The 2,862-nt window shown below is 72.9% G+C and carries 4 protein-coding genes; 2 read left to right on the forward strand and 2 right to left on the reverse strand.

Features of this window, described 5'->3' with window-relative positions; genetic code table 11:
• Positions 1–595: class I SAM-dependent methyltransferase (locus AB0C29_RS34300; RefSeq protein ID WP_360829205.1), on the forward strand; the 595-nt coding region annotated here is incomplete at its 5' end.
• Between the two features lie 39 nt (positions 596–634).
• Here the strand turns inward: AB0C29_RS34300 and AB0C29_RS34305 are convergent.
• A complete protein-coding gene (locus AB0C29_RS34305; protein ID WP_360829208.1) occupies positions 635–937 on the reverse strand; it encodes a DUF1905 domain-containing protein in 303 nt (100 codons plus the stop codon).
• Between the two features lie 77 nt (positions 938–1,014).
• Here AB0C29_RS34305 and AB0C29_RS34310 point away from each other — a divergent pair, with 77 nt between their 5' ends.
• Positions 1,015–2,247 (forward strand): SGNH/GDSL hydrolase family protein, encoded by a 1,233-nt coding sequence (locus AB0C29_RS34310; RefSeq protein ID WP_360829211.1) that lies wholly within the window; start codon positions 1,015–1,017, stop codon positions 2,245–2,247.
• 12 nt (positions 2,248–2,259) lie between these two features.
• Here the strand turns inward: AB0C29_RS34310 and AB0C29_RS34315 are convergent, their stop codons facing one another.
• Entirely contained in the window at positions 2,260–2,703 is a 444-nt protein-coding gene (locus tag AB0C29_RS34315) for a PPOX class F420-dependent oxidoreductase (RefSeq protein WP_360829214.1), read from the reverse strand.
• Between the last annotated feature and the right edge of the window lie 159 nt (positions 2,704–2,862).

The following is a 2,862-nucleotide window of genomic DNA, read 5'->3' on the forward strand; positions in this document are numbered from 1 at the left end:
GGCCCTGGCCCACTACCCGGACGGTCACGCGGACGGCGTCGACATCGACCCGCACGCCCTGGAACGCGCCGCCACCGCCGCAGCCGACCGTGGCCTCGCCGACCGCCTGACCCTGCACGAGCGCGACGCCCGCACCTATGTGCCCGACGGCGACTACGACCTGGTGCTGTGCGTCGGGTCGACCCACGCCTTCGGGGGCTTCACCGAGACGCTCGAGCTGGCCGGGCGGCACGTGCACCCCGACGGCGTGCTGCTGGTGGGCGAGGGGTTCTGGGAGGTGCCACCGCCGCCCGGGACGCCGGCCGCGCTCGGGGTCAAAGCCGAGGACTACACCGACCTGGCCGGCCTGGTCGACACCGCTGAGCAGGCGGGCTGGGCGCCCGTGTACGCCCACATCAGCGACACCGCCGAGTGGGACGACTACGAGTGGTCGTGGACCGGCTCGCTCACCGAGTGGGCGCTCGACAACCCCGGCCACCCCGACGCGGCGGCCGCCCTCGCCCTGGCCCGGGAGCACCGCGAGCAGTGGCTGCGCGGCTACCGCAAGATCCTCGGCTTCGCCACCCTGGTGCTACGCCGCCACCACAAGCCCTGACCAGAAGGCGCCACCAGAAGCCGTGACTGAAAGGCGCCGCTAGAAGTCGAGGAGCTCGACGCGTAACTGCGCGGTGTCGCCCTCGTCGAGGCCCTCGGCCTTGCGGACGGCCCGCTTGACCGGCAGCACGTACGCGTCGCGTTTGCTGTCCGGAAAGATCGACGTGGTCCACACGCTGCCGCCGATCGTGACCCGGACCCGCACCGACCCGAAGCCGCGCGCCTGCCCGGCGGACAGCTCGCGGATCTCCTCGGAGGCCTCGACGGGCAGGCTGACGAAGGTCCAGCTGTCGAGCCGGCGGGCATCCCAGTTCCACAGCTCGGCCGCGAAGTCGACTTCCACGCCCCGGAGCATCGCACGAGGGTCCGACAGAACCGCCGAGGTTGCCTTTCCGCACGTCTTCACCGAGCATCGACGGCATGCCCAAGATATCGAGCGTTGTAGATGTTACCGTTCGCCGGCTCCTGCTCGCCGTGGTGGTGCTGGCCTCGCTGCTCGTCGCCAGTCCGGCCGCCGCGGCCCCGGCCCCGTGGACCGGCGCCTGGGCGACCAGCCCGCAGCGGGAGAGCGGCCCGGTGTTCGCCGAGCAGACGCTGCGCATGCTGGTGCATCCGACCCTCGGCGGCTCGGCGGTGCGGATCCGGCTGAGCAACGAGTACGGCGACGAGGACGTCACCTTCGGCGCGGTGAGCGTGGCCCGGGCGGTGGCCTCCGGCGCGCCGGACCTGGTCAGCGGCACCGGCCGGCCAGTCACCTTCCGGGGCCGTGGCTCGGTCACCGTACGGACCGGCACGCACGTCTTCAGCGATCCGATCCCCCTCGGCGTCGCGTACGGCCAGGACCTCGCGGTCGACCTCTATGTGACCGCAGGCGGCGACGCGGCCGGGATCACCGGGCACGACGCCGCTCAGGGCACGCAGTTCGTGGCGGCCGGCAACCAGGCCGGCGGCCCGGGCGCGTCGTTCACCGGCACCGTGAACTCGTGGTTCTGGCTGAACGGGGTCGACGTGCGGGCGGCCCGCGCGGTGCCCGGCAGCATCGTGGCGCTCGGCGACTCGATCACCGACGGCGCGTACACGACCTGGAACGGCAACGACCGCTGGACCGACGTCCTCGCCGCCCGGCTGCAGGCGCTCCCGCCCCGCCGGCAGTTCGGGGTGCTCAACGAGGGGATCGGCGGCAACCAGATCCTGACCGACCGCACGGACTGCTGCGGCGCGGGCACCAGCGTCTCGGCGCTGAAGCGGGAACGGCAGGACGTCCGGCTGCAGACGCGCGCCCGTTACCTGATCCTCGCCGAGGGCATCAACGACATCGGCTACCAGGCGGACGCGGCGAGCCTGATCGCCGGGATGACAACCATCGCCGGCCGGGCCCACCGGGCCGGGATCAAGGTCATCGGGGCGACGATCACCCCGTACGGGTGTGAGTCCGGCTGTTTCGGCCCCGAGCAGGAGGCCACCCGCCAGCAGGTCAACGCGTGGGTCCGGACCAGCGCCGTGTTCGACGGGGTGGCCGACTTCGACGCCGCGATCCGTGATCCGCAGGAGCCGGGCCGGGTGCTGCCGGCGTACCAGGCCGACCCGCTGCACCCGAACATCGCCGGGCAGCGGGCCATGGCCGAGGCGATCGACCTGGGCCTGTTGCGCTGATCCGGTACGGGATCAGCGGATCCTGGCGCCGTACACGTGGTCGACCGTCATGGTCATCAGGACCCGGCGGTCGGCCACCATGACGGACCGGTACTCGGCCCAGTCCGGATGCTCGCCGGCCGCGCGGCGGTAGTAGTCCACCAGGGCCTCCACCTCCGGGCCCTCGGGGTCGGACCCCGGGCCGACGAGGGTGGCCACGCCCTCGGCGGTCGCCCAGGCCCAGCCGTCCGCGCGGGTGACCTCCAGCGTGGCGCGCGGGTCGCGGCGCAGGTTCACGGTCTTGGCCCGGCCCTCGGTCATCGAGACGTGGATCAGGCCCGTCCCCGGATCGTAGAACGGTGTCACCGGGGACAGCTGCGGGCGGCCGTCGGCCTTGATCGTCGCGAGGATGCCGAGCCGGCTCTCGGCGAGCAGCGCGTGAGGGTCGAACGGCGCGGATCCGGAGGGAGAAGTCATGACAGAATAATGCACCCGCGGGCCTGGCCTGAGGCTGCGTTAAGGTCGGCGGATGACGTACGACGTCGCCCGCGTCCGGGCCACCTACCCCGCACTGGCCGAAGGCTTCGCCCACCTGGACGGGGCGGCCGGCACGCAGGCCGCCGGGCCGGTCGTGGA

Origin of the sequence: Actinoplanes sp. NPDC048791 (assembly GCF_040650095.1) — a bacterium.
Lineage (GTDB): Bacteria > Actinomycetota > Actinomycetes > Mycobacteriales > Micromonosporaceae > Actinoplanes.

Excerpts from the sequence above, each read along its gene's own strand:
- AB0C29_RS34315 (WP_360829214.1), bottom strand. The coding sequence starts at position 2,703 with ATGACTTCTCCCTCCGGATCCGCGCCGTTCGACCCTCACGCGCTGCTC.
- AB0C29_RS34310 (WP_360829211.1), top strand. The coding sequence starts at position 1,015 with ATGCCCAAGATATCGAGCGTTGTAGATGTTACCGTTCGCCGGCTCCTG.